Below are 25285 nucleotides of genomic sequence, written 5' to 3' on the forward strand. Positions count from 1 at the left end.
CCTCGTAGCGGAGCTACTAGGGCTTTTCGGCAACGCGGCGAGGTGCGGTGCCAGGCCGCGCGACCCGGGCGGGCATAGTGCAAGGACCCCTTAGGCGGGGCAGGCGGTTTCCGTGACATGCAGTCCCAGCCGGAGCTGTACGATCCGGGCGAACTCGGCGATGGTGCCGTTGCTGCGCAGCAGTTCCATGGGCGGGATGTCGAGTTCGTAGCGCTGGTTGAGCGAGACGAGCACCTGGGCCGCCATCAGGGAGTCCATGCCGTAGGAGTCCAGCCGCCGGTGCGGGTCGAGGTCCTCGTGGTCCATGTGCAGGACCTCGGCGAGCAGGCGGGTGAGCTGGTCGACGAGATGGTCGAGGGCGGCCTCCTCGTCCATGAGGGAGAGCCTGCGCAGAAGTTCCTCACGGGTGGTCTCCCCGTCGCCCACCTGGGGCGGTACGAGCTCGCCGAGGCGCGGGGCGCGCAGCAGGGGCAGCAGCACGGCGGCGCGCGACCAGTCCGTCCGGGAGACGCCCACCACCCCGGGGGCGTCCGGCCGGTCGCCGCCGAGCAGCCGCCTCCCGTAGTCGAGGGCGGTGTGCGGGGCGAGGGGCTCGATGCCCAGGCCGTGGAGGGAGTCCAGCAGGTCGTTGCGTGCCGCGTAGCCGATCTCGCCGATGGCGCCCCAGGCGAGGGTGAGCGCGGGCTCGCCGCACCGGCGGCGCAGCCGGGCCAGGCCCTCCAGACAGAGGTTGCCCGCCGTATAGGCCGACTGCTTGAAGTTGCCCACCATGGCGGTCGTGGAGGAGTAGCTCAGGAAGAAGTCCAGTGGCAGACCGCGGGTCAGGGTGTCCAGGACCCGGGCTCCGCCGATCTTGGGCCGCAGGACGGCGCTCATCCGCTCTGCGGTGAGTTCGGCGAGTGGCGCGTCGTCCAGTGCCATCGCCGCGTGGACCACACCGCGCAGCGGATGGCCGCTCTCCTCGATCTCCTCCAGCACCCGGCGCATCGCCTCCGCGTCGGCCACGTCCGCGGCGTACGCGGTGACCCGCACCCCCTCCGGGGCGAGCGCGTCGCGCACGGCGGCGGCGTCCGGACCGTCGGCCCCGCTGCGGCTCACCAGGGCGAGATGGCGGGCGCCGAGGCCGGCCAGCCACTGTGCGGTGGCCGCGCCGAAGCCGCTGGTGCCGCCCGTGACCAGGTACGAGGCGTCCGGGTCGAGACGGGGGGCGCGGGGCGCGGTGGGCGTCGTACGCGCCGCCGCCGGTCCGCGGGCGGCGACGATGGCCGCACCTTCGCGCCGCGCGGGCGAGGAGGCGAACGCGGAGGCCGGTTCGATGGCGCAGGGCTCGTCCAGCGGGTCGAAGGTGACGACGACCTTGCCGATATGGCGTGAGTGGCGCATCAGCAGGAAGGCGTCCGCCACACGCGCGGCGGGGTAGGCGGTGTGGGGCAGCGGGTGGAAGTCCGGGCCGGTTCGCGCCACGTGGCCGCCGTTCAGCGTCCGGCCCACATCCTCCAGCAGGTCCCCCCGCAGCCTGGGGTCGCGCAGCACGGTGGTGAGATCCACGCCGTGGAAGGAGATATGGGAGCCGAACGGGCGCAGCGGCAGCGTCCGGTCCTCGTAGAAGTCGCGTTTGCCGAGCTCGATGAAGCGGCCGCCGGGGCGGAGCACCTCCAGGCCCCGGGCCAGGGCCTGGCCGGACAGGGAGTTCAGGACGATGTCCACCCCCCTGCCCTCGGTGAGATCCATGACCTGGACGGTGAAGTCCAGCGAGCGTGAGTCGAGGACGTGCTCCACGCCGAGCGCGCGCAGCAGATCGCGTTTGGGCCCGCTGCCCGCCGTGGCGATGACCGTGGCGCCGTACGCCCGTGCGTACTGGAGGGCCGCGAGGCCGACACCCCCGGCCGCGCCGTGCACCAGCACGGTCTCACCCGCCCGCATCCTGGCGGTGTACACCAGGCCGTAGTGGACGGTGCAGTAGGCGACCGGCACACCGGCGGCCTCGGCGAAGGTGATCCCGGCGGGGATCGGCCAGAGGTTGCCCACCGGGCTGACCACGTGGGACGAGAGCGCCCCGGTCCCCACCCCGACCACCCGGTCCCCGGGCGCGAAGCGGTCCACGCCCGGCCCGCGGGCGGTGACCACACCCGCGCATTCGAGCCCGAGGTTCTCCTCGCGCGGGCTGCCGTTCAGCGCCTCCGTGGGCAGCAGCCCGACCGTCTGCATGATGTCGCGGTAGTTCAGGGCCGCCGCGCGCACCTCGACGACCACCTCTCCGGGGCCCGCGACCGGCGGCGGGATCTCTTCCCAGGCGAGCCGGTAGGAGAGGCCGGGCTGACGCACCCGCAGGGTGTACGGCGGCGGGGCCGCGCCGTCCGCAAGGGGGACGGCGGGCGGCAGGGCGCGCTCGCGCAGGACGAAGCGGTCGTGCGGGGTGAGCACGATCTCGTCCTCGTCGGCGGCCGTGCCATAGGCGCCGCCGGGGGTGCCGACGGCCTCGGCGACATCGGTGGCCTCGGTGGCGTTTTCGGCATCTGTGGCGTCTTCGGCATCGGTGTCGAGGAGTTCGCGGACCAGACGGGCGGCGTCCGCGGCCGGGTCGTCGCTCCGGCACAGGCTCAGGCGGCGCCCGCGCAGATCGGGTTCCTCGTTGGCCAGGCAGCGTGCCACGCCCCACGCGGCGGCGTCGGTGGGATGGGTGATCGGCCCGGGGGTCGCCTCGGCGCCGTGCGGCCGGGTGACCAGCCACAGGCGGACCGCGGCCGGTGAGCCGAGGAACCGGTGGGCCTCCGCGACGGCCCGCAGCGTCTGGCCCGCGTGGGCGGCACGGGCCACGGCCTCCTCGGCGTCGGTGGGTTCGGCGCCGCCCAGGACCAGGACCACGGCCGTCTCACCGGTGCCCGCCCCGGTCAGCGCCCGGGTCCACGCGGCGGCGTCCGTACGGGCGTCGGTGACGACGCTGTGCCCAGCGCCGTATGCGGTCAGCGCCTCGGCGACGGCGCGGGGCAGCGGATCCTCCGCCGTATCGCCGCAGACGACGTACGCGGCGGACGGGGCGGGGGGTGGTGGCGCGACGGCGGGAGCGCCACCGGCCGCGGCCAGGAAGACGGACGCGTGATCGCGTCCGGGCGGCTCGGTGTCGCCCGTGCGGGCACAGGAGGTGAAGCCGCACCGCCGCAGCAGCGCGGGCCACTGCTCGCGGGTCAGCAGCGGGGATTCGGGGCGCAGGGCGGTGTCGGTGCGGTGGTGGAAGCTGTCGAGGGCGCCGAAGACGGGGAGCAGCGTCTCCGGGTCGTGGCATTCGAAGGCCAGCAGATGTCCGCCGGGTGCGAGCAGCGAGGCCACACGGCCGAGGGCGGGCTCCAGGTCCTTGGCCGTGTGCAGCGCGTTGGCCGCGACGACGAGGTCGAAGCCCTGCTCGCGGTAGCCCTGTTCGGCGGGGTCCCGGTCCAGGTCGAAGGTGCCGTACTCGACGAAGTCGTAGCCGCCGAAGCGGTTGCGGGCGCGGGGCAGATAGGCCGGTGAGACATCGGTGTAGCGGTAGCGGGTGCGGTCGGCGGGCAGCAGGGGCAGCAGCGCCCCGGTCATGCCACCGGTGCCCGCGCCGATTTCCAGGACCCGCAGCGCGCGGTCGGCGGGCCAGTGGGAGAGCTGGGCGCGAAGCAGGGCCTGGGCGAGGCGGTTGTGGAAGCGGGAGACCGGCGCGGTGTCGTAGTACTGCTCCAGGAGGTGCGCGGCCGGTTCGGCGGTGAGCAGCCGCAGGGCGCTCATGTGCCCCCTGAGGACCTCCTCCAGGTGCCGGGTCAGATGGGCCGTCAGGGCGATCCGGTGCACATCCCCGGGCGCCTGGGCGAGGGCCTCGCGCACCGGCGGCGGGGTGTCGCGGGCGCCGGGCGTCAGACGGCACCGGCCGCCGGGGACCTCGGCGAGCAGACCGCGGCGCAGCAGCAGGGGTTCGAGCAGGGCGATCAGCGGCCGGTGCCGTTCCTCCATACCGGCTGCCACGAGGTCCTCGACGGTGAAGGGCGCCGCGGGGTCGGGCAGCAGCCCGGCCAGCGCGGCGGCGGCCGAGTGCGCGGTCAGCTCCTCGTCATGGCGTGACGTCAGGTCGTAGCGGGCCTCGCGCCACCGCTCGCACACGGCGTCCAGACGCGGGGCGGCGTCCCGGAGGATGTCCGCGGGCGGCGGCAGGGGTGAGGGCGCGGCCGGGAGGTGCGCGCGGGGAGCGGCCCGCGGAACGGTGTGGTGGAGGGTGACGGGGGCGGTGCGGGCGATCGGGAAGAGGCGCAGCCGGCACTCCTCGAGCCGTGCCGTCACGGTGCCGTCGGCGTCCGCGACCGTGATGTCCCAGCACACCTCGCTGCCGGTGGAGTCGCGTTCGGTCACCCACATGATCCCGGTGGGCGACGGTGTCGACCACACCCGCACCGAGCCGATGGACGCGGGCAGATAGGCGCCCCGCTCCCGCAGCCGGTCATGGAGGAGCGCGACACCGGCCTGGAGGGCTCCGTCGAGCAGCGCCGGGTGGACGGTGTACGGGGCGCCCGGGGCCTCGTGCCGATAGGTGGCGACCGAGATCCGCTCGCCCGGGTGCGTGTCGTCCGGGCGCACGTCGCCCACCCGGACCTCGCCCAGACACACCTCGCCCAGACGTACCTCCTCCAGCGTTTGGAAGGCGGGCCCGTAGCCGAGTCCCACCTCGGCGCAGGCGGCGTAGTGTTCCTCGCCGCTGACGCGCCTGTCGCACAGGGCGCGCAGGCGCTCGGGGTCCACCGGCTCGGGCCGGGGCCGCAGCAGCGGGCGCACCCGGGCCCGCGCATGCGCCCGTGGCTCCGGGCCGCGCTCGTCGGTGCTGGTGACCGTGGCGAGGGTGGTGTCGGGGTCGAGCCCCACCCGTAGCCGTACGGCGGAGGCGTCCGGCCAGGGCACCACGAGGCTTGCGCTGATGTCGAGATGTGCCACCTCGACCGGCCGCCCGTACACGGCGCGCCCCGCTGCGAGGAGGGCTTCGGCGTATCCGGTGGCCGGCATGACCACCGATCCGCCGAGCCGGTGGTCGGCGAGCCAGGGCACGAGGACGGGTTCGATCGCGCCCTCCCAGCCGGGGACGGCGGTGGGCATGCGCTCGCCCAGCAGGGGATGGACGATGACGCCGTCCCCGCTGGAGTTGGCCCAGGAGTGGGGGGTGCCGGACCAGTGGCGCTCGTACTGCCACGGGTAAGCCGGGAGCCGGGTGACCCGGCCGGGCACGGGGAAGTGCGCCGCGTAGTCGACGGCGGCCCCGGCCGCGAGCGCCGCGGCCGCCGCCGCGCCGAGGGCGGCGGGGCCGTCCGCCCCGCGCCGCAGGGTCGGCAGCACGACGGTGCCGGTTCCGGTGCCCGAACCGGTCTTGCCGCGCCGGGCCGCCACACGCCGGAGATAGGCGCGGAGTACGGGATGCGGGCCGATCTCCAGGAGGATCCCGGCCCCGTCCGCGAGGGCGCGCCGCACCGCGTCCGCGAAGAGCACGGGGTGACGCACGTTCCGCCACCAGTACGCCGCGTCCAGGTCGGTACCGCGGGCGCGGAAACCGGTGACGGTGGAGTAGAACGGTACGCGCACGGGCGACGGTGTCACGTCCGTCAAACAGGCCAGGAGTTCGTCCTCGACGGGGTCCATGTGGCGGCTGTGGAAGGCGTAGTCGAGGCCCAGATCGCGGAAGAAGACACCCTCGGCGGCGAGTTCCGCGCCGAGCAGGTCCAGGGCCTCGGCGTCACCGGCCACCGTGACGTCCTCGGCGCTGTTGACCCCGGCGATCTCCAGCTTCTCCCCGTACCCGGCGAGCGCCTTCGCGGCCCGTTCGGCGGACAGCCCCACGGCGGCCATCCGGCCACTCCCGGCCGTACTCCCCTGCACCCGGCCACGCTCGGCGATCACCCGCGCCGCGTCCGGCAGCGACAGCGCCCCACAGACGTGGGCGGCGGCCACCTCCCCGACGCTATGGCCGACGACCATGGCGGGCTCGATCCCCCGGTCCCGCAGCACGGCGGTGATCCCCAACTGCACGGCGAAGAGGAGGGGCTGAGCCACCTCCGTCGCGTCGAGATCCGCCTTCCCGACGGGCGCGGCGAGCACCTCGCCCACCGACCAGCCCAACCGGGGCGCGAGTTCGACGTCGACGTCATGCACCGCGCGCCGGAAGACGTCGTCGGCAGCGAAGAGATCGGCCCCCATCCCGGCCCACTGCGACCCATTGCCACAGAACACAAAGGCCACACGCCCACTGTCAGCGGCAAGACTCACCGCACCGGGCACGATCGCCTTCGCGGCGGGCAGGACCGGGTCCCCGACGGGTACGGCCGCCTCCACGGCAGGCACGGGTGACTCCCCGACCGGCGCGGTCGGCGCCCCGGCAGACGCGACCGACTTCCCGGCGGATACGGCCAACTCCCCACCAGGCACGGCCGAGGCTCCGACAGGCGTGGCCGAGGCTCCGGCAGGCGTAGTCCGCTCCACGGCGAGCGCGACCGCCTCCCCGGAGGCGGACGCCAACTCCACGGCGGGCACCTTCGGTTGCCCGGTGGGCGCGGCCGACTCCCCACCCAGCGTGGCCAACTCCCCACCGGCTCGGACCAACTGCCCGCCAGACGCAACCGACTCCTCACCCAGCCCGACCGGCTCCCCGGCCGGATCCCCGCCATCAAGCCGTCCAGGGTCCGGCTCCGGCGCGGCCAAGGCGCGTAGGGCGCGGGCCGCTTCCGTTGGGGTGGTTGCCCAGACGACGGCGCGGTGGTCGTGGCGTCCTCGGCGTAGGCAGGAGGTGTGGGCCAGGTCGTAGAAGTCGGCCGGGGGCATCTGGTCCAGGTGGGCGGCCATGGTCTCGGCTGCCTGCCGCAGCGCCTTCGCCGTGCGGGCCGAGACCAGCACCGGCACCGGTTCGCGCGGGGGCCGGGGGCCGTTGGGCATGGGCGGGGCGTCGGCCACGATGGCGTGGGCGTTGGCGCCGCCGAAGCCGAAGGAGTTCACCCCGGCGACGGCCCGCCCGTCGGCCTCGACCGGCGCGAGGGCCGTCGAGCGGGTGGTGAGCCGCAGCCCGAGGCCCTCGAAGTCGATGTCGGGGTGCGGCGGGTCGGCGTGGAGGGAGGCCGGTGCGGTGCGGTGCCGCAGTACCAGGAGGGCCTTGAACAGACCGGCCATGCCGGACGCCGGTTCGAGATGACCGAGGTTGGTCTTCACCGAGCCGATCGGGAGGGCGCCGGAGATCCGGCGCACGCCGAGGGCGCGGCCGATGGCGAGGGCCTCCAGCGGGTCGCCGACCGGGGTGCCGGTGCCATGGGCCTCGAAGTAGACCAGTTCGTCGGGGTGTACCCGAGCACGGTCGTAGACCTCGCGCAGCAGCCGCTCCTGGGCCTCGGAGTTGGGCAGCGCGAGCCCCATGGTCCTGCCGTCGCTGTTGCTGCCGGTGCCCAGGACGAGTCCGTGGATACGGTCGCCGTCGGCCAGGGCGTCCGACAGCCGTTTCAGCAGCACCACGCCGCCGCCCTCGGCCCGGACGAACCCGTCGGCCCGCGCCGAGAAGGAGGCGCACCGGCCCCGCTGGGAGAGCATCGACGCCTGGGAGAACCCCACGTAGTGGAAGGGGCTGAGCAGCACGTTGACCCCGCCGCAGACGGCGGCCCGGCCGCCGCCCTCCCACAGGGTGCGGCAGGCGCGGTCGAGGGCCACCAGGGAGGAGGAGCAGGCGGTGTCGATCGCCATGCTGGGACCGCGCAGGTCGAAGGCGTGCGAGACCCGGTTGGCGGCGATCGACGAGGCGGCGCCGGACATCGTGTAGGCGCCGACCGTGCGCAGCGAGGACATCTGGAGCGCGCCGTAGGAGGCGTCCGAGATCCCGACGAACACGGCGGTGTCGGAACCGGCCAGCGTGGCCGGGTCCACGGCGGCGTCGTCCAGCGCCTCGGCGGTCATCTCCAGGAGCAGCCGGTGTTGCGGGTCCATGTGCGCCGCTTCCTTGGGGGAGATCCCGAAGTAGGCGGCGTCGAATCCGGCCACGTCGTCGAGGAAACCACCGGCGGCGGTGTACGACTTGCCGCGGCGCGGCACGGAGGGGTCGGTGAACAGGCGGGCGTCGAAGCGGTCCGCGGGCACCTCCCCCACCAGGTCCCTGCCCTGGTCCAGGGCCTCCCAGAGCCCGTCCAGGTCCCGGATGCCACCGGGGAGCCGGCAGGCCGCCCCCACCACCGCGATCGGTTCGGCCTCGTCCTGACGCATACCGGGGCCTCTCTCATGTTCACTCGGCGACGCCGGCGGGTGGCCCGCGTCACGCTTTCGGCTCACGCTCTCGGCAGCGACGCACACTAGCCAGCCGGGCGACCGCCGACGCCGCCCCGTACACCCGTTAGAGGGAACGGAGTTGAAGTGCACTCGGTGTGATGAAAGGACCCCTTCCGAGCCGCTTAGCCCATTCGGGTGAGCCGCACCGGCGGGGTCCGTACGGAGTGCGCGTACGGAGTGCGCGTACGGCGGCGCTCGGGCGGCGTGGCGGGGTGCGGTCGGTGTGGTGTCCTCGGCACGCGCCCCGGCGGTGGGGTCCGCCACGGAAACACGCCGGGACGCTCCCGAACCCGCCGGAGCCGCAACCACCCGCCCTTCGACGTCTGGAGCCCGCCATGGCCGTACTCTTCACCGGCGCGACCGGTTTCCTCGGCAGCCGCGTCCTGCGCCAACTGCTCACCGAGGACGCCGACGACCGGCCCATCACCGTCCTCGGCCGTGGCGAGGGCCGTGGCGGAGACTGTGGCGGAGACCGTGACGGAGGACAGGGTGCAGGCCGTGCCGGAGCCCGGAGTCTGCGGGCGCGCGTCGAGACGGCCCTCGACGGGCTCGACGTCCTGGCGGGCGCCGCGACACCGCGCGGGCGCCTGCGGTACGTGTCCGCCGACCTCACCCTGCCGGGCCTCGGCCTCGCCGACGGCGAGCGCCACGCCCTCACCCACGGCTGCTCGGAGGTCTGGCACTGTGCCGCACAACTCGCGCTGCACGACGACCCGGTGCCGCTGTTCAAGGCGAACGTCCTCGGCACCCGGCGCGTCCTCGACCTGGCCACCGAGGCGGCAGGGGCGCGGGTGGTCCATCTGAGCACCGCGTACGTGGCCGGGGGACGCGCCGAGGGGCATATCCGCGAGGACGACCTGGACGGCGGCCACGGCTTCCTGACGCCGTACGAGGAGAGCAAGTACACCGCCGAACGCGCGGTACACGCCTGGAGCGCCCGCACCGGCCGCGGCGCCACGATCCTGCGGCCGTCGCTGCTCGTCTCCGACCGGCCCGTCCTCGGCAGCGGGCAGCGTCAGCCGCTGGCGGTGCTGGCGCTCCTCATCCACGAGGCGCTGCGCCGCAGGGCCGAGGACGATCCGGCGCTCGCCTCGCTCCTCGACGGTGGCGACGCCCACGGCAGCGGGCTGCGGGTGCGGGTCCGCGCGGGGAGCGGCGGGGCGCTCAACCTCGTCCCGGTGGAGTACGCGGCGCGCGCCGCGGTGTGCGCCGCCCGCGCCGCGTGCCGTCCGGGCGCCCCGGCGGGAGTGCGCACCGTGCATCTGACCCATCCGCACAACACGCCCTTCGCGACGGCCGTGAAGGTCCTGGAGCGGCTCTACCCGGGGCTGTCCCTGGACCTCGTGGACGACCTCGACGACCCGGACCCGTACGAGTCGCTGTTCGCCCACCATCTGGCGTCGCTGCTGGTCTTCACCGCGCAGCGCAGGACGTACGACCGCGGCAACCTGCTCCAGGACACCGTCGGTCTGCCCGACCCCGAACCCCTGGACGCCACCTACCTGGCCAACGCCGTCGGAGAGGTGGTGAGTCCGGTCGCGGCGGCCTGAGCCGCCGCCAGCACCCGTAGCTCCCCCAGCCATGCGGCGGCCAACGACTCTGCGGCCGCGCGGGGTTCGGAGGTGGTGAAGCCGACCACGGCCCGGCCCTGGGCGGTGGCCAGGACCGTGGACAGCCGGTGTCCGGCCGGGAGGAAGTTCAGCGGCAGCGTCCGCAGGACCCGCCGCCCGGCCACCGCCAAGGCGGACGACGGGCCCCGGACGTTGCTGGCGAGCAGGGTGGCGTGGGCCGGGTCGAAGTACCGCTGGAAACACCATCCCCCGGCCGCGGCGGGGATGGACCGGAACACCGCACGCACCAGCGGATGGCGCAGCGCGCGGGCTCGGCCCGCCGTGCGGGCGGCGACGAGGGCGAGGCGCCGCCCGGCCTCGGGCTCCGCCACGGGGAGGGGGATCCGCAGCGGAATGTGGCGGTTGCGCAGGACGGCCGCGTCCCCGGGCCCCCGGACGTTCACCGGGACCAGGGCGCGCACCCGCCCGTCGGGGCCGTGGAGTTCGGGACGGGTGCGCAGGGCGCCGCTGAGCGCGGCCAGATACACATCGTTGACGGTCGTGCCGTGGCGCCGGGCGATGTCGCGCAGCACACCGAGGCCGGTCTCCGCGCAGGCGTAGGACAGGGCGGTGGGCGGGTGTTCGGCGCCTACGGCGTCCTCGGCGCGCTCCGCCGCGTTCGCCCGGGGCCGCTCCAGCAGGGGCGCCCCGCACAGCCAGGCCGCGCGCAGTGGATCGGTGACGGCACGGTGCACGGCGCCGTGCGCCCGCCACGGTTCGGCCCGCGCGGGGGACGCGGTGGCGGCGTCCGGGCGGTGGGCGCCCGTCCAGGCGGCCAGCGCTCCAGCGGCTCCCGCACCGTCGAGCAGCCGGTGGTCCGCCCGCCACACCAGCGCGGACGTGCCGCCCGGCAGCCCCGCCACCGCGCCGCAGGACCAGCGGTGCGGCTCCAGCGGACTGGTCAGCGCCTCGTGCGCCACATCGGACAGCTCCCGCCCCGGACCGGCTTCGGCGTACTCCACCGCACCGTTCCATGGGCCGCCGTCCGAGGGCCGGGTCCCCAGCAGTTCCGCCACCGGCCGCAGCGAGTCAGCGAGTTGGCGCCGCTCGGGCGGCGGGCCCGCCAGCTCGAGCACCACGCCGATGGTCAGCCCGGCGCCGGGGTGCGCCCTGCCGTACGCGACGAGGGCCGCGTCCGGAAACAGCGGCTTCCCTGTCGGCTGCCCGGTCAGCTCCCCGGCCGCGTCCCCCGTCGACTTCCCGGTCATCCCGCTCCACCCCTCCGCCGGTGACACCGACCGGCAGCCGGAACAACGCCGCGGGTGGCGCTCACGTCACCCCCGGCGGCCATGGCGTCAGCGGTCGGCGGGCGCCTTCACGATTACGGGTGCACCTTGGTGACCGTGCGGGTGAATCACCCGCATGGACCAACGGCCGAGGGTGCCCGCGCCGCCATCATCGGACGGATCAACCATCGGAAACGGCCCGCGAGTTGTGGGGCCCGACCTGGGAGAAGCGCGTGACTTCAGCGAACGGGCGCAGGCGCGCCCTCGTCCACACGGCGGCCCTGGGGCTGCTGGCGGCCTCCGCGGCCGTCGTGGCCTTACTGGGGCAGCAGCCCCCGGCCCGCGCGGCCGCCGAAGCGCCGGCGGTTCCGCTGCCGTTGACCTGCAAGGGCACGGCCACGGTGGAACCCACCGACCCCGATCTGGTTCTGGAGCGCGACCGAAGTGGTGTCGCGGGCTACCGGGCCACCATTACCGGGAGCTGCCTTGGCTCCGCCGTGGTCTCCACGGTGCGGGTCACCCTGGAGGGCATGGCCGAGGGCACCTGCGCGGCGGCCACCGGCACCGGCACGGGCACCGCGGAGTGGCTCGGGCCGGGCGGTGAACGGATCGGCACCAGCAGCGGCGGCGGCAAGCTCCGCTTCACCAACGACGCCGATGGCAATGTCACCTTCAGGGCCGAGAACGTGCAGATCACCAGGGGCCTCTTCGCGGGCTCCGTGGGCGTCGAAATCGCCGTGGACAACCGCGGTGTGGGCCGGGACTGCTGGACGCAGGGCAGGCTGGCCGGGGGTTCCGGCAGCGGTTCAGCGCGGCTGACGTTCGGCTGACGGCTCGGCGGGGGCCGGAAGCCGCGCCGCGTGTTCCGGGGCGGCCTCCGGCCGCCCGCCCTTGCCCGTGGGCGAGTTCCCGGAGAAGCGGGGCCACCACCAGTTCGCGGCGCCGAGCAGCCGCATGACGGCGGGCACCAGAACCGCCCGTACGAGCACCGCGTCGATCAGCACGGCCAGGAAGACCCCGACGCATATCTCCTTGACCATCACCACGCTGCTGGTCGCGAAGCAGGCCGTCACCACCAGAACGGCCGCCGCGGCGGCGCTGATCACCCGTCCCGAGCGCTGGATCCCCACCGCCACCGCCTCCCGGTCGTCCCCGAGCAGGCGGTACTGCTCACGGATGCGCAGCAGCAGGAACAGCTCGTAGTCCATGGACACCGCGATGAGCAGGAACAGCATGACGATGGGCGCCAGCGCGTCCACATAGCCCGTCGGCTCGGCGCCGAGCAGTCTGCCGGCGTGTCCGTCCTGGAAGATCCAGGTGAGGGCGCCGAAGGAGGCGCCGATGGACAGGGCGTTCATCACCAGCGCCTTGACGGGCAGCACGAGCGAGCGCAGGGCGACGGTGAGCAGCACCAGGCTCGTGACCACCATGAAGGCCAGCACCCGGGGCAGCAGCCGATAGAAGGTGTCCATGGTGTCCACCGCGAGGGCGGAGGCGCCGCCCACCAGCACCCCGCTGCCGCCGGGCACGGGCAGCGCGCGCACCGCCCGTACCAGCGACTTGGCGGAGTCGCTCTCCACCCGGTGGCTCTGGCCGACGTAGATGACGGCCTTGTTCCCGGTCGTCCCGGCCACCAGCACGCCCCGGGCGCCGGGCAGTTCGGAGACGTTCCGGGTCCACGTCAGCAGGTCGGCGTGGCCGCGGCCGCGGTCCACGGGGTGGTCGAAGGTGGCGATGGCCTGCAAGGTGCCGAGGCCGGAGACGGCGAAGTCGTGTTCCATGCGCTCGGCCGCCACCCGGGCCGGCGCCCCGGCGGGCAGCATCCGCTGGTCGGGGAAGCCGATGACGGTGTGCAGGAACGGCACCGCGAGGGCGATCAGCAGCGCGGAGACGGCGCAGGTGTAGGCGATGGGCTTCCGCATCACCGCACGGGCCACCCGGCCCCACAGCACACCGTCGCGCCGGCCGCCCCGGCGCCGCAGCCAGGCCGGTGAGAGCGCGTCCACGCGCTCGCCCAGACAGAACAGCAGCGCGGGCAGCACCGTCACCGTCACAAGGGCGCCCACCAGCAGCCCGGCCGCCGCGCCGATCCCCAGCGCGCGGACGAACCCGAGCGGGAAGAAGGCGAGGCCCACCGCGATGAAGGTCATGACGACGCCGGACAGCGCCACCGTCCGCCCGGCGGTGTCGACGGTGACGGCGACGGCCTCCGCGGGGGTCCGTCCCGCTCGCAGCTCCTCCCGGAATCTGCTGACGATGAGCAGACCGGCGTCGACGCCCGCCGCGAGCCCGATGGCCACCACCAGATTGACGGTCACATACGGGACCTCGATGACATCGGCCACGGCGCGCAGCGCGGCGAGGGCCGCGGCCGTCGCCAGGACTCCGGTGACCACCGGCAGCAGCGCGGCGACTACACCCCGGAAGACGAACACCATCAGCAGCATCATCAGCGGCAGCACCAGCAACTCGGTGCGCACCAAGTCGTGTTGGGACCGCTGGACGATCTCGGAGATGATCGCGCCGGGCCCGGTCCAGGAGACCTCGAACCCCGGTGCGCGCACGGCGTCCCGCAGCGCCAGATAGCTCTGGGTGCGCCCGGTCTCGCCGTCGCCGCGCAGCAGGATGGGCACCACGGTCGAGTGCTGGTCGAGGGAGACCAGCAGCGGATTGGCCGAGGACCAGGCCGTCGTCGCCCGGTCCACGGTGTTCTCGGGCGCCCGGCGCAGCGCGTCCTCCACCGCTTCCCGGAAGGCGGGCCGGTCGGCGGTCAACTCCTCGTTGCGGAAGGTGACCAGGACATCGGCGCCGCCCTGCCCGGCCTCGGTCCTGATCGCGTCCGCCGCCCGGCTCGCCTCGGCGGCGGGTGCCATGAAGCCGCCGTAGCTGAGCCGTCCGGGCAGCCCGGCACACGCCCAGCAGGACACCACCAGCACCACTGCCGCGCCCGCGAGCACCCAGACCCTGCGCGCGACGTCGAAACGCCCCAGCCGGACGAACATGCCACCCCTCCCCCGGGTCACCGCGCGGCGCCCGAAGGGGACGGCCGCGCAGGACGCCCAACGAACGACCCTCCTCCAGGTCACATCGGTGTATGGAGAAGCCCCGCAATGACCCGCTATCAGGGGTAGGGACCGGACTTTCCGGTGCACCTGTACACAACGGAAACTGTCGTTTACCGGACCGTTTTCACAAAGGGGCTTTTCTCAGGGCCTCTCACCGCAATGGCCTTTGACTTCCCAAAAGCCGAAGGGGGCGACGGAATGTCAACCCGAAGCGGTCACTTGACCCTCACCACCGCGTTGAAATGGCCTTCCGCCGAGATTTTGGCGACATTTGGCGTCCCGGTACTGTCCTCTTACGAGGGGGCTGTTTTACGTTCTCCTCTCCCGTTACCACCAGGAACACTTGCAGGGGAACCGTGCTCACTCAGAACACAACTTCGGAAGGCGCTCCAAGCGCACCGGATACACAAGCGCCACCGACCGGCGAGCGCCAGCCCGCGCCCGCCCGGTCCAAGCGCGCCGCCATTCTCGGCTGGACCGTCACGCTCAGCCTCACCGTCGTCGCGCCGATCATCACGTACAACGCACTGCGCGACCACGGCTTCAGCGAATTCGCCGCACTGCTGATCAGCAGCGTCTGGCCGGTGATCGACGGTGCCGTGCACATCGCCTGGCGCCGCCGCCTCGATGAACTCGCCATCGTCACGCTGGTGTTCATCGTCATCACGGCCGTGGTGTCGACCGTCGGCGCGCATTCGGCCCGCGCTCTGCTGATCAAGGACTCGGCCGTCACCGGGCTGTTCGGCCTGCTGTGCCTGGCGACGCTGCTGACGCCGCGCCCGCTGATCTTCTACTTGGGGCGCAAGTTCGCCACCGACGGCACCGAGCGGAGCATCGCCTGGTGGAACGGCCTGTGGCAGGTCGACGGCTTCCGCAAGGCCATGATCACGATGACGACCGTATGGGGCGTGGCCTACTGCATGGAGTCCGCGGTGCGGATCGTGCTGTCCTACACGCTGAGAACCGACACGATGGTCGTGCTGAGCCCCGTCCTTATCTACGCCGTGCTGAGCTCCCTGGGCGTATGGACGGCCTGGTACGGCAAGCGGTCGCGCCGCAGGGGCCAGGCACGCGCTGCCGCTGCCGCCGCGGCGGCGGCCGGGACGACGGCGGACGAGGCGTCGACCGAGACACCGGAAGCCGGGGCACCGGCGGCCGAGACGGTCAAGACGGCCGAGACCAAGGCACCGGCGGCCGAGACCGAGACCGAGACCGCCAAGGCCGAGGCCAAGACCGAAGCCGAGGCCGAGGTCTGACCGACCACCGGCGCACGCTCGTCGTGGCGGCCACATCCTCGGCGTCGGGCAACGCACGGAGCAGCAGCCGTGGCGGCACGGTGCCGGCCGCCTGACCAGCGGGCCGGACGCGGTGAATTCCGGCGTCCGGCACCGGCGTTGACAGGGGAAGCTGTGCGACAGTCGAACGCGGACGGGGGCCGTAGCGGCCGTCGAGAGGAGCACAGCGTGGCGGAGAACGGCTTCCGTGCCGAGGAGATCGATACCAGCAGGCCACACCCCGCGCGGATCTACGACTACCTGCTGGGCGGCAAGAACAACTACGAGGTGGACCGCGAGGCCGCCGACCGGCTCGCCACCGCGGCACCCGAGGTGTGGAGCGGCGTACGGGCCAACCGCGACTTCCTGCGGCGCGCCGTGCGGTATGTGGTCGGCAGCGGCGTCCGGCAGCTTCTCGACATCGGCACCGGACTGCCCAGTTCGCCCAATGTGCATGAGATCGCCCGGGAGTTGGCGCCGGACGCGCGCGTGGCGTACGTCGACAACGACCCGATCGTGAACACATACGCCAATGTGCTGCTGCGCGGCTCCGACTCGACCAGCATCGCGCTCGCCGATCTGCGCGACCCGCGGGCCGTCCTGGACCACCCCGAGGTCCGCCAGGTCATCGACTTCGGCGAGCCGGTCGCGGTGCTCCTCGTCGCCATCGTGCACTTCCTCACCGAGGCGGAGGAGCCCGAGCGGGTCCTCGCCACGCTGCGCGACGCGCTCCCGGACGGGAGCTTCCTGGTGCTCTCCCACGCCACGGACGACTTCGCCGACCGCAGCGCGGCCCAGGCCGTGTACGACGATGCCACCGCCGCCCTGACCCTGCGGTCGCGCGCCCGGATCGAGCGGTTCTTCGACGGCTTCACCCTGGTCGAGCCCGGCCTGGCCGAGGTCCCGTTCTGGCGCCCGGACACCCCGCCGCCGACCGGACCCGGGGAGATCGGCTACTACGGCGGCGTGGCCCGCAAGACCGGCTGAGCGGACGTCAGCCGTTTCCTGAGAGCAGCGGCGTCAGCCGTTTCCCGGGCACCGGTGTTCGCCGCCGGTGCCCACCCCGGAGAGCACGGCACGCGCGACGTCCGCCGGGAAATCCGGGCCGAGCCCGGAGTGGCCGAAGAGCGCCCGGAAGACGACCGGGGCGGCGAACAGGTCCAGCACGAGGTCGACATCGAGGCCGGCGCGCAGATCGCCGCGTGCGACACCCTTCCGCAGCGATGCCTCACACGCTTCCCGGCGCGGTGCCCAGACCGCGGTGAGGAAGGTTTCCCGCAGCTCCGGATCGTCCGCGAGGTCGGCCACGAGCGCCGGGAGCACATGGCCGAGGACCGGGTCGTCCATGGCAACCCGGAGCGCTTCGAGATGCCCGACGATGTCGCAGTGCGTGCATCCGGTGTCCATCTCCACCACACCGGCCCGGTCCCGCGCCATGGCCTCGACGACCAGGTGTTTCTGGCTCTTCCAGCGTCGGCGGATGGCGGGTTTGGTGGTGTCCGCCCGCTGCGCGATGGCCTCCATGGTCAGGGCCGGATAACCAATCTCCCGTACGAGTTCGCGCACCGCGGCCAGCACGGCGTGGTCGATCCGCTCGTCCCGCCGGCGTGCCATCGGACTCTCCTGGAAACACGAAACCCTGTCGTCCGGCCACCCTATCGGGGGTTCAGGACGACCTTCCCGAACGGTTTGCCGCTCTCCACCAGCCGCAGCGCGGCCTCGGCCTCGGTGAGGGGGAAGCTCCGGTCGAGCACGGGCGAGAGCCGGCCCTCCTCCAGCATGGTGAGGACCCTCGCCCACGAGGTCCGGAGGTCTTCGGGGGCCACCGAGTTCAGACTGAACGCGATCAGCGTCGGCGATGTGTGGAAGCGGCTCAGCAGCGGTTCGAACGACTCCGGCCCGGGAGCTCCACCGGCGGCGCCGCAGAGGACGTAACGCCCGTTGGGCCGCAGGAGTTCGAGGTGCTTCCCCATATCGGGGCCGGCGACCGTGTCCACAATGACGTCATAGGTCTCGTCGGGAAGGGCGGACCCGGTCCGGTCGACGACCCGTGCGGCACCCAGCGCTCGCAGCCGTTCGCCGCGGGCCGCGGACGAGGTGACGACGGTGACCTCGCCACCGCGGGCGGCGGCGATCTGCGTGGCGAGCACGCCGATCCCGCCACCGGCGCCGCGGATCAGCACACGTTCTCCGGGGGCCGCTCCCGCCCGGTCGAGCACGCTCTCCGCGACCAGCGCGTTCACCCCCAGGCCCACCACATCGGCCGCGTCGATGCCCGGCGGAGCCGGAAGGACCCGGTCGGCGTCGGCGACGGCCTTCTCGGCGTAGCCGCCGAAGGACGGCAGGGCGAGCACCCGCTGCCCGTCCGACGCGCCGGGCACGTCCGGCCCGGCCGAGGTCACACGGCCCACGACCTCCAGGCCCGGCACCGAACCCGCACCGGGAAAGTACGGGTACTCGCCCCGCCGGGCCATCACGTCCACATAGCCGACGCCGATCGCGTCGATGTCGACGAGCACCTGGTCCGGCCCGGGAGCGGGCTCCGGTGCGTCGACCACGTCGAGCTCCCCGGACACCCTGACGACCACGGCTTTCATGGCTGCTCCCCTCGATCATATCCATCATAACGTTCCGATCCGGATCGGAACGTTATGATGGAATCCATGGAGCGTCAACAGCGCGAGGACGCCGCGTACCGTTCGCGTCAGGAGGGGCAGGCGCCCTGGGAGCCGCTCCGGTAGGTGCGGTAGAGGCCCGGTGCGCCGCTGTCGCCGGAGCGGGTGCCCGGCGGGTACTCGACCACGGGCACGGGCTTGCAGACGGCCCACTGGTCGTTCTTGCCCGGACCCTCGAAGCCGTAGGTCCCTCCGGCGCCGACCAGGCAGGAGCTGCACGCGTCACCGGCGATGCTCGGGATGATGAGGGTGTTGTAGACGTCGTCGTTGGTCGGGATGCTCAATGCCTCCGGCGCCTTCTTGCCGCCCTCGTTGATCTCGGCGAAGGTGCGGTCCACCGCGCCCGCGAGCAGCGCGAAGGCGTCGTGGTACATCACGGCGTAGCCGTCGTCGAGCGGCTTGCTGCCCAGCTCGTACTGTTTCTCGATCTCCTCGAAGCGGTCGAGGAAGCGGCCGAGCGCCTTCTTGGGCTTGCTCTTCCCCGCCCACCAGGCGGGGTCCACGGCGGACGCGTCGACGATCGTGGCCTGTGCCTCGTCCAGCCATCTGGTGGGCGCGTCCGCGGTGAGGGTGGGCTCCAGGCCGATGCCGACCTTCAGGATGCGCAGCGTCGTGGTGCGCCCGCAGTCGCCCTCCTGCGCCAGGCGCTCCATGAACGCGGGCAGGTCCTGGTCACGCCCGGCGAAGAAGACGGTGTCGGACTTCTCGTTGCAGATCTTCTGCACGGCGTCGGTGAACCGCTGGGGTATGCCCTTGTCCGTTCCGGAGGTGCCGGTGAAGTTGGAGTTGTGGTTGGTCAGGTCGTACGCGTCGCCGAAGTGGCGCTCGAAGACGGCGCGCAGATTCTGGGAGTAGACGTCCTCGTTGCGGTTGTCCCAGACCAGGAAGCCTCTGTGCCGGGCCGGCTCCTTCTCCAGGTAGAGCCCCAGGGCGCGGGCGAACTGGTCGTTGTTCGGCGAGGTCTTGAAGAAGTACGGGGAGTTCATATTGGCCGCGGTGATGACCGGGCCGACGGTGGGGATGCTGTGCTTGCTGAGCGCGGCGATCGCCTTCCGGGTCTCCGGTGTGCTGCTGGGGATGCCGGTCACGCCGACCAGCGGCGCCCGGGTGTCCTTGGTCAGCTCGGCGAGGCGGGTGACCACGGGCTCCCATTGGTCGAGGTTCCGGCCGTCGGGGGCGAGCAGCAGCTGGTAGTGGGGGCCGCCGAAGCGGTTGGCCTGCCGTTGGGCGGCCAGGGCACCGGCGAGTCCGCGGCGGATCATGTCCTTCGTCATGGCGCTGTGGTCGTCGGCGGTGAACGGCATCATCAGCGCGATGCGCACATACGGGATCCTGGGGCCGCTCGGCGGGTCCTCCCAGTCCTGGCGCACCCGGGCGTTCTCGTCCGCCACCGCCCCGATGAGACCTTCGATGCCCGGGTCCGCCTCGAAGGCTTCCGCGGTGACGCCCACGCAGTCCCCGCCGATGTCCCGCAGGTCGTCACCGCACCTGCCGGGACCCCGCGCCATGGTGACGGCGACGGTGATCGCGACGGCGACCAGGACGCCGAGCCCGAAGACGGCCAGCCATTCGAGCGGCCCCCACTCACGGGGGTGACGGCGGAACAGACGCGGCAGCATGCTTCCTCACTGACCGGAGATAGGGAAGGGGCGCTTCTTCCGCGCCGCCGCGGGCCAGCTGCGGGCGGCCTGCCCCAGGACGGCGTGCCAGGAAGGATGGCGCGGTGAGAGGTAGGCCAGCTCTTCGCCGACCGCCTTGCACATGTCGGGGTCCGGCTCGGCGTGCGGCTCGGACACATGCCACAGGGCGTGCAGCAGCCGGTTGACGCAGCGCTCGATCTCATGCAGTTCGGCGTACCGGCCGTCGTGCGCGCCGAGCGCGATCTGCATCCGTTCATCGGTCCAGTCCCCGGTCGGCGGGGTGGGCGCGGTGGCGGCGTACTGAAGGCACAGCAGCCAGTGCGCGGCGGCCTGGGCGTCCTTCTCCGACTGGAACTCCTCCGCCAGCATGGCCACCACCGTCTCGGCGTTTCCGGCGGCGAGGGTGTGCCGCAGGGCGTCGGCCTCGCCGCTCTCCCCGCGCTGGGCGTGGTGCATCCGCAGGAAGCGGTGGATGTCCTGCCAGCCGCGGCCGTCCTCGGCCCGCGACGAGGTGCGGCGCGCCTCGTGCACCAGCAGTGTCCGCAGCAGCGCGTCGGTGACCAACGGCTGGTCGGGCGGGGTGAGTTGCTGCCACTGCTGCTCTTCGAGGTAGTCGGTGGCGGAGTTGGCGGGCAGCTGGTCCGGGCCCTGGAGGCGCAGATGCTCGGCCAGCGCCTCCGCCGCGGTGCTGTCGCGGGCGAGCGAGAGCAGGGTCAGCCGGTCGCGCTGGCGCCGGTCGGGGAGCAGCCGCTCCAGAAGGGCCTCGGTGACGGGGCGGCCGTCCTTCGCGGTCAGTTCGAGGAGATCGCGCGGGCTCACGCTGCGGCCCCGCTTGGTGGCGTCCAGGACCGCCGCGCACAGGACGGTGGTCACCGCGGGGTGGCCGCCGGTCAGGGAGTGCACGGCGGAGGCGAGATAGGGGTGGAGCGGCCGGGCGGGCCAGTCCGGCACCAGCAGGGGCAGGATGTCGTCCCGGCTGAGCGGGGTGAGCGGTACGGCGAGCAGCCCGGCGGACGGGGCCGGGCCCCTGCGCTGCCAGCCGGAGGACTTCACCAGGTCGGGCAGGTCGCGGCGGACGGCGTCCGACGCGTTCTCGGGTAAGCCGCCGAGGCGGGTGGCCACGACGACGAGCTCCTCGCGGTCGGGGCGTTCGGGCAGCGCGCGGTGTTCGAGGAGCAGATCGAGGAAGTCCTGGCCCGGCGGGCAGTGCGCGTCGTCGATCAGGATCAGCGGCCAGGGTTCGCGGTTCCAGCGCTGGAGCCTGCCGTAGGAGGAGGCGACATCGTGGAGGAAGGCGGCCATCAGGGTCTGCTCGGCCGCGTGCCGGTAGTCGCCGCCCCGCTGGAACCACTCCCCGAGCAGCACCAGCGGATCCTGGCCGTCCGCGCCCCGCGGAAAGCGCCCCCGGTACCACTCCTGGGCCGCGGCGGGCGGATACCGGTCGGCGTACTCCGCCACCACGGCGGCGGTGACCGCGTCCCGGCGCCATTCCGCGTCGGCCTCCGCGTCGACGGTCTCCAGACGGCCTTCGACGGCGGTGGCCCAGGCGTGTCGCAGCGCGTTCTCGTCGCCGCCGGCGAGGCGGCAGGCGAGCAGCAGCCGGGCGAACCGGAGACATGCCGCGTCCCGCTGCTCGCCGCTGCCATGGTGCCAGCCGGAGACGGCGAACAGACCGGGCACCAGAACGGGGAAGCGGCGGCGCAGATCGGGGGCGAGCCCGCACACCAGCTCCGCGAGGATCTCGACCAGGGTCGAGGCGGTGGGGGCGCCGCCGTCGGCCGGGGCGGGCGGGAAGGCGGCGGATTCGCTCGCCACGGCCCGGACATGGGCCAGCGGCAGCCGGTCCCGGTAGCGCGCGGCCATCTCTTCGAGGACGGCGCTGCGGCCCATGCCGTGGTATCCCGTCACCAGCACCACGGGCAGATCTCCCTGGTGCTCCCGGCCCGTCCGCGACCGCTCGTCGTAGGCCAGACCGGTCAGCCGGGGCACGAGCGAGCGCAGCAGCGGGTCCCGGCCATAGAGCGGTGACCCTTCCGATACGCGCATTCGCTGTGTCCCGCCTCAGTCGTCCTCTGCTGCCCGGCAGCCGTGACCTCGGAGACGGGCGGCACCGCTCCCCCGAGACATCAGCCGCTGACATCCGTACCAACTACGCCTACGATCCTGAACTTACCCGCTGGGTAAACATCCCACCAGGTAAACGCCGCACCATATGCGGTAGTGCCCGTCAGGGGTGCGGGTATATGTCGAGTTCGACGCTGTCGGGGAGCGAGTCCGCGCCACGGATCTCGCCGGGGTAGACCAGCCGCACCCGGCGCAGCCGGCGCAGTCCGGCGAGGGAGGCGAGGTCGAGCTCCGCCACCTGCGACAGATGGATCTCCTCGAGCCCCGGAAGGCGCCGGGCGATCCGCCGCAGCGGAACCGCGACACCGGCCCTGGCCCACACATCCAGATGGGTGACCTGGGGGATCTCGGTGCGCGGGGCGAACAGCAGCAGGCTCAGCTGCTGCGGGGAGAGCGTCAGCTTGCGCAGATTCGGCAACTCCGCGATGAGGGAGCCCCATTCGTCCGGTGTCAGGCGCTCGCTGGCGTCCTGGAGACGCAGCTCCTGAAGCTCCCGGCACTCCACGATCCCCGCGAGCTGCGCCGCCGACGACGGCAGCGACAGCAGCCGCAGCTCGGCGGGGCGGGGCAGGTCGGACAGACCGCGCCAGGGCACCTCGGGACCGACGAGGAGCCCCTCGAGACGCGGGCAGTCCGCCAGCTTCAGCAGCGGCTCGAACTGGGGCAGGTCCCGCAGCTCCAGCCTCCGCAGACAGGGCAGCCGGGTCAGCGGCGCGGGATCCTTCACATTCCGGCAGCCCTGCAACGCGAGCGTCTCCAGCTCGGGGTAGGCGGAGAGCAGATCGAGATCCTCCAGCTGGAGGGAGTTGCGCAGCCGCAGCTCGCGCAGCCGGCTCGGGTCGAGCGAGGCGCGGATCTCCTCCGGGCCGAAGTCGCCGTGCAGGCCCACCCGTTGATAGCCGGACATGGTGCGCAGGGCCTCAAGCTCCGCGGGGGAGCGCACCGTGACGATCTCCTCGGGCGCGGTTTCGAGGAGCGGCCGCACGATCTCCTCGGCGTACACCTTGGTGTCGAACCGGTCCCAGTGGGCGAGGAGCTGGGCGCGCACCGCGGGCTGGCCGGTGCCCAGGAACTCCCGGAGCCTGGGGATGGCGGCGTCCCCGCCGATCTGGCAGATCGCGTGGACGGTGGCCAGCTCCTCGTCGCCCTCCAGGTCCTTCGCGTCGGGCAGCAGGCCGATGAGCAGCGGGCCGGTCTGCGCCAGTGACCTGGCCTCGCGCAGACTGCGCGGCGGAAGCAGCGCGGCGGCCCGGTCCTCGATGGCCTCGCGGACCGTGGGCTCCAGACGGGTGGCCTGTTCGAGGGAGGCGAGCGCGAGGAGCCGTAACCGCGCCTGGACGGTCGCGTCCTGCTCCCGGTCGCCCCGCTCCCGCAAACGGGTCAGCAGGTCGGCACGCTCTTGGTGTCGAGCCTGTGCGACGGCCATCTGCACCACGTCCTCCCACTGGTCCAGGTGTGCGTTGTTCACCAGCATGCCCATATCACGCTCTTCCAGCACGGCCCTGGCGCCCAGGAAGTCCTGGAAGGTCCGGTGGATGAAGTTGACGGCGCCCGGGGCCGGTTCGCGCAGCAGTCCGGAGCGCTCCAGCAGATGCTGAAGCGCCTCCTCCGCCGTGCCGACTTCCGCGAGGCGGGGTACGGAGGGCTGGAGCCGCCGCACCACGTTCACCGCGTCCGGGCGGTCCAGCTGCGTCCGCTCGTTGCGGATCAGCCAGTAGGCGAGCCGCTGGAGCGGCTCGGTGGCCGACTTCTGGTCCAGTACGGGCCGGCGGCTGCGGCCGTAGACCTCGCGCTCCAGGTCGCGCCGCTCCAGGAGCATCGAGAGCGCCGCCTCGTAGAGGGAGGCTCGGCCCTGGGGCAGGAAGCCGCGCCGCTCCCGGTGCAGGGCGCAGATCAGGCCGCACATCAGCGGGTTGGTCGCCAGCCGGCTCAGCTCGGGGCTGCTGCGCAGCGACTGGGTGAGCGACTCGCCGAGCTCCTGCGAGGCGCCGGCCGCGGTGTGCCAGCGCCGGATGAACTGCTTCATATCGGCCGGGCGCATGGCGGCGAGCGCGAACTCCTGGAACCCCTCGCGGACCAGCCAGCCCCGCTCCAGGGCCGAGGGCCGTGAGGTGAGCAGCCACAGATTGCCGGGGAATACGGCGAGCAGCTTCCTGAGCCAGGCCCGCACCCGGGCCCGGTCGTCCTTCGGGATCTCATCCGCCCCGTCGACCAGGAGCACCCCGCGCCCGTGCCGCAGCACCCGCGCGGCCCAGCCGTCGGGCTCGGTGCCCACCAGCGGGCAGCCGATCCAGCGCAGGAAGTCGTCGGGCATCGGCAGTTCGGAGTCCTTGCGCGCCAGGGTGCGCAGCGGCAGGACGAAGGGAACGCGCCCGAACAGCTGCGAAAGCCCGCCCGGCACCCGGTCCTGCTGTGCCGTGGAGAGGGCCAGCCACTGGACGAGGGTCGTCTTGCCGGTGCCGGCGAGCCCGCGCAGCAGGACGCGCTCATGGCTGGCGAAGACCGCCTCGGCCGGGACCGCGGCCCGCTCGGCCTCGGTGTCCCGGTCGGCGCCCGGCTCGCCGTTCACCACCGGCACCCGGTCGGTGCCGTCGCGGTACGGCCTGGCCTCCAGGCTCAGATACGCGGTCTCCAGCGGCCAGTCCTGGCCGTCCGGTTCGCGCAGGTCGACACCGTAGATCGTGAGCCTGCCGTGGCACTCGACGATATAGCGCGCGTACTCCTCCTCGAACTCGGTGTCCTGGCGGCTGATGTCCGGCAGCCGCCGCAGGATTCTGTCCAATTTCTCGCTCTGCTCCCGGATCTCGCGGCTCTGCTCGATCTGGGCTCGGGCCGCGAATCCGGGCCGCTGGCTGAAGAAGCGCATGAGGTGGACGCAGGCCGTCTCCAGGAGCCGGTCGTGGAAGCGGGCCGCGTCGTCGCTGAGGAGCCTGCGCGTATCGGGGCCGGCGCGCCGGGACAGCTCCGCGGCCAGCCGCTCGGGGCCGAGCGCGAAGGCGTGGACGTCGTCCATGTCGAGATCGCCGAGCGCGTGCAGGGTGCGGGTCAGCGCCTGCCCCACGGAGTCGTGCTCATCGGCGCCGATCGGCGGATCGTGCGGCCCGGCGGCCCGCACGGCGCGGCGGACCAGCTCGCGGGCGAGCTTGTGCAGATCGTCCTCGGTGAGGGTGCGGTGTTCCCTGGCGAAGGAGACGAGCCGGCGGATCGGAACGGGCCGGTCGCCGTACTCCGCCCCCGGGGCGCTCGCGGGCGGCACCAGCAGCCGTTTGACCACCGGCACGACCACCGCCGACGCGATCCGCAGACCCACCGTGCCGCCGTCCACAGCAGCCCCTCCCTCGCGGCGTCGGCGCGCGTCCTCCGCCGAGCCCCGTCA

At 73.1% G+C, this 25285-nt stretch carries 12 protein-coding genes; 4 read left to right on the forward strand and 8 right to left on the reverse strand.

From position 1 onward, the window contains the following. Nucleotides 1-90: 90 nt before the first annotated feature. Nucleotides 91-8232: an SDR family NAD(P)-dependent oxidoreductase gene (locus AB0E24_RS36945; protein ID WP_359383836.1), complete on the reverse strand. Its 8142-nt coding sequence runs from the start codon at nt 8230-8232 to the stop codon at nt 91-93. 398 nt (nt 8233-8630) lie between these two features. Here AB0E24_RS36945 and AB0E24_RS36950 point away from each other — a divergent pair, with 398 nt between their 5' ends. Beyond that, a complete protein-coding gene (locus AB0E24_RS36950; protein WP_359383838.1) occupies nt 8631-9845 on the forward strand; it encodes an SDR family oxidoreductase in 1215 nt (404 codons plus the stop codon). Here the strand turns inward: AB0E24_RS36950 and AB0E24_RS36955 are convergent. Continuing rightward, entirely contained in the window at nt 9794-11113 is a 1320-nt protein-coding gene (locus AB0E24_RS36955; RefSeq protein ID WP_359383840.1) for a WS/DGAT domain-containing protein, read from the reverse strand. The two genes, AB0E24_RS36950 and AB0E24_RS36955, sit on opposite strands and share 52 nt — an antisense overlap. A 251-nt stretch (nt 11114-11364) precedes the next feature. Between AB0E24_RS36955 and AB0E24_RS36960 the strand changes: the two genes are divergently transcribed. Further along, entirely contained in the window at nt 11365-11961 is a 597-nt protein-coding gene (locus tag AB0E24_RS36960; RefSeq protein WP_187286979.1) for a hypothetical protein, read from the forward strand. On the opposite strand, the gene AB0E24_RS36965 is transcribed toward AB0E24_RS36960, so the two are convergent. Beyond that, nucleotides 11938-14133: an MMPL family transporter gene (locus AB0E24_RS36965; RefSeq protein WP_232638503.1), complete on the reverse strand. Its 2196-nt coding sequence runs from the start codon at nt 14131-14133 to the stop codon at nt 11938-11940. The two genes, AB0E24_RS36960 and AB0E24_RS36965, sit on opposite strands and share 24 nt — an antisense overlap. 419 nt (nt 14134-14552) lie before the next feature. Between AB0E24_RS36965 and AB0E24_RS36970 the strand changes: the two genes are divergently transcribed. Together AB0E24_RS36970 and AB0E24_RS36975 are read left to right on the forward strand one after the other, a co-directional pair. Next, nucleotides 14553-15452 (forward strand): VC0807 family protein, encoded by a 900-nt coding sequence (locus AB0E24_RS36970; RefSeq protein WP_359383845.1) that lies wholly within the window; start codon nt 14553-14555, stop codon nt 15450-15452. 207 nt (nt 15453-15659) lie between these two features. Next, nucleotides 15660-16457 (forward strand): SAM-dependent methyltransferase, encoded by a 798-nt coding sequence (locus AB0E24_RS36975; protein ID WP_099015652.1) that lies wholly within the window; start codon nt 15660-15662, stop codon nt 16455-16457. A 33-nt stretch (nt 16458-16490) separates the two neighbouring features. Here the strand turns inward: AB0E24_RS36975 and AB0E24_RS36980 are convergent, their stop codons facing one another. From AB0E24_RS36980 to AB0E24_RS37000, 5 genes are all read right to left on the reverse strand, one after another. Next, nucleotides 16491-17084: a TetR/AcrR family transcriptional regulator gene (locus AB0E24_RS36980; protein WP_099015651.1), complete on the reverse strand. Its 594-nt coding sequence runs from the start codon at nt 17082-17084 to the stop codon at nt 16491-16493. A gap of 41 nt (nt 17085-17125) precedes the next feature. Then, complete coding sequence (locus AB0E24_RS36985) at nt 17126-18067, reverse strand: quinone oxidoreductase family protein (protein ID WP_359383849.1); 942 nt, start codon at nt 18065-18067, stop codon at nt 17126-17128. 107 nt (nt 18068-18174) lie between these two features. Next, nucleotides 18175-19764 carry an ABC transporter substrate-binding protein gene (locus AB0E24_RS36990; RefSeq protein ID WP_206333796.1) on the reverse strand — a complete coding sequence of 530 codons (1590 nt, stop codon included), beginning with the start codon at nt 19762-19764 and terminating at the stop codon, nt 18175-18177. Between the two features lie 6 nt (nt 19765-19770). Continuing rightward, entirely contained in the window at nt 19771-21831 is a 2061-nt protein-coding gene (locus AB0E24_RS36995; RefSeq protein ID WP_069867443.1) for a P-loop NTPase family protein, read from the reverse strand. A gap of 181 nt (nt 21832-22012) precedes the next feature. Continuing rightward, nucleotides 22013-25234 (reverse strand): NACHT domain-containing protein, encoded by a 3222-nt coding sequence (locus AB0E24_RS37000; RefSeq protein WP_100805556.1) that lies wholly within the window; start codon nt 25232-25234, stop codon nt 22013-22015. Between the last annotated feature and the right edge of the window lie 51 nt (nt 25235-25285).

Source organism: Streptomyces malaysiensis subsp. malaysiensis (assembly GCF_040653035.1).
GTDB classification, from domain to species: Bacteria; Actinomycetota; Actinomycetes; order Streptomycetales; family Streptomycetaceae; genus Streptomyces; species Streptomyces malaysiensis.

What these genes read in the sequence shown, in the direction of transcription:
- AB0E24_RS36985 (WP_359383849.1), bottom strand. Translation starts at nt 18,067, where the DNA reads ATGAAAGCCGTGGTCGTCAGGGTGTCCGGGGAGCTCGACGTGGTCGAC.
- AB0E24_RS36945 (WP_359383836.1), bottom strand. Translation starts at nt 8,232, where the DNA reads ATGCGTCAGGACGAGGCCGAACCGATCGCGGTGGTGGGGGCGGCCTGC.
- AB0E24_RS36950 (WP_359383838.1), top strand. Translation starts at nt 8,631, where the DNA reads ATGGCCGTACTCTTCACCGGCGCGACCGGTTTCCTCGGCAGCCGCGTC.
- AB0E24_RS36965 (WP_232638503.1), bottom strand. Translation starts at nt 14,133, where the DNA reads ATGTTCGTCCGGCTGGGGCGTTTCGACGTCGCGCGCAGGGTCTGGGTG.
- AB0E24_RS36955 (WP_359383840.1), bottom strand. Translation starts at nt 11,113, where the DNA reads ATGACCGGGAAGTCGACGGGGGACGCGGCCGGGGAGCTGACCGGGCAG.
- AB0E24_RS36995 (WP_069867443.1), bottom strand. Translation starts at nt 21,831, where the DNA reads ATGCGCGTATCGGAAGGGTCACCGCTCTATGGCCGGGACCCGCTGCTG.
- AB0E24_RS36990 (WP_206333796.1), bottom strand. Translation starts at nt 19,764, where the DNA reads ATGCTGCCGCGTCTGTTCCGCCGTCACCCCCGTGAGTGGGGGCCGCTC.
- AB0E24_RS36980 (WP_099015651.1), bottom strand. Translation starts at nt 17,084, where the DNA reads ATGGCACGCCGGCGGGACGAGCGGATCGACCACGCCGTGCTGGCCGCG.